Genomic DNA, 1,310 nt, shown 5'->3' with positions numbered 1-1,310 from the left:
TGAAGTACCCCGGGTTTTGTTCCGATCCCTATAGGAGGATTGGAAGCATGCCCCGACAGTATTCGCCGGAGTTTCGGCAGCGAGCGTTGCGTTTGTTGGAGACCACGATGGAGGCCTCAGATATCTCGGAGTTTGAAGCGATTAAGTCTGTGGCGAGCAAACTCGGCATCTCTGAGGAGTCGCTGCGCCGGTGGCGGCGCAAGGCTCAGGTGGACGCTGGTGAGCGCCCGGGAACGACGAGCCAAGAGCACGCCGAGATCCGCCGACTTAAGCGGGAACTTGCCGAAACACGCAGAGCCAACGAAGTTCTCAAGGCTGCATCAGCGTTTTTTGCAGCGGAGCTCGACCGCCCCGCGACGAAATGATCGCCTTCATCGACACCCACCGCGATCAGTTCGGGGTCGAGCTCATCTGCCGTGTCTTGCGGGCAGCAATCACTGGATTCCTCACATCCCGGGGCTATCGGGCGGCCAAGACCCGGCCGGCCTCCGACCGCGAGATCCGCGACGAGCAGCTGATCGCCGACCTGCGCACCGTGCACGAGAAGAACTACTCGTGCTACGGGGTGCTCAAGATGCATCAGGCCATGAAGCGTCAGGGCTGGCGGCTGGGCCGCGAGCAGACCCGCCGGCTGATGCGCAAGGCTGGACTGCGCGGGGTGCAGCGCGGCAAGCCAGTGTTCACCACGATCACTGATCCGACCGAGCAACGGCCGGCAGACCTGGTCAACCGGCAGTTCAAGGCGGCCGCCCCGAACCGGTTATGGGTCGCCGACATCACCTTTGTGCGCACCTGGCAGGGATTCTGCTACACGGCCTTCGTCACCGACGCGTGCAGCAGAAAGATTGCCGGCTGGGCGGTCGCGGCCAGTATGCGCACCGAGGACCTACCTCTGCAGGCATTCAATCATGCTGTGTGGCAGGCGAACTCAGATCTATCTGAGTTGGTTCATCATTCCGACCGCGGATCGCAATACCTATCGCTGGTATACACCGACCGCCTTGGCGAGCTCGGGATCGCACCCTCGGTCGGCTCCCGCGGCGATAGTTATGACAACGCCCTCGCCGAGGCGGTCAACGCCGCCTACAAGACCGAGCTGATCAACCGCGGCAAACCGTGGCGTTGCATCGACGACGTCGAGCTGGCCACCGCCGAATGGGTGTTCTGGTACAACGAGGAACGCCTGCACGAAGCCCTCGGCTATGTCCCACCAGCCGAGTACGAGGCCGCCCTCACCGGCGCCTCACACCCCGCGAGCCAGCCAACCCCGGCCCTCGCAACCGAATAGGAACAAAACTTGGGGTACTTCA

Annotated in this window: 1 protein-coding gene and 1 other annotated feature; the gene reads left to right on the top strand. The window is 62.8% G+C overall.

Annotated features, from left to right (window positions below):
- Nucleotides 1-47 precede the first annotated feature (47 nt).
- A protein-coding gene (locus AWB95_RS18615) for an IS3 family transposase (protein WP_232315765.1) occupies nucleotides 48-1,288 on the top strand; the annotation gives its coding sequence in 2 pieces (ribosomal slippage) (nucleotides 48-339 and nucleotides 339-1,288; 1,242 coding nt in all).
- Nucleotides 323-440: a sequence feature (AL1L pseudoknot), on the top strand. It overlaps the preceding gene by 118 nt.
- Nucleotides 1,289-1,310: the final 22 nt, after the last annotated feature.

The sequence above is a fragment of the Mycobacterium celatum genome (assembly GCF_002101595.1).
GTDB lineage: Bacteria > Actinomycetota > Actinomycetes > Mycobacteriales > Mycobacteriaceae > Mycobacterium > Mycobacterium celatum.
The sequence above is the reverse complement of the archived record's forward strand: the minus strand, read 5'-3'. Positions and strand labels throughout refer to the sequence as shown.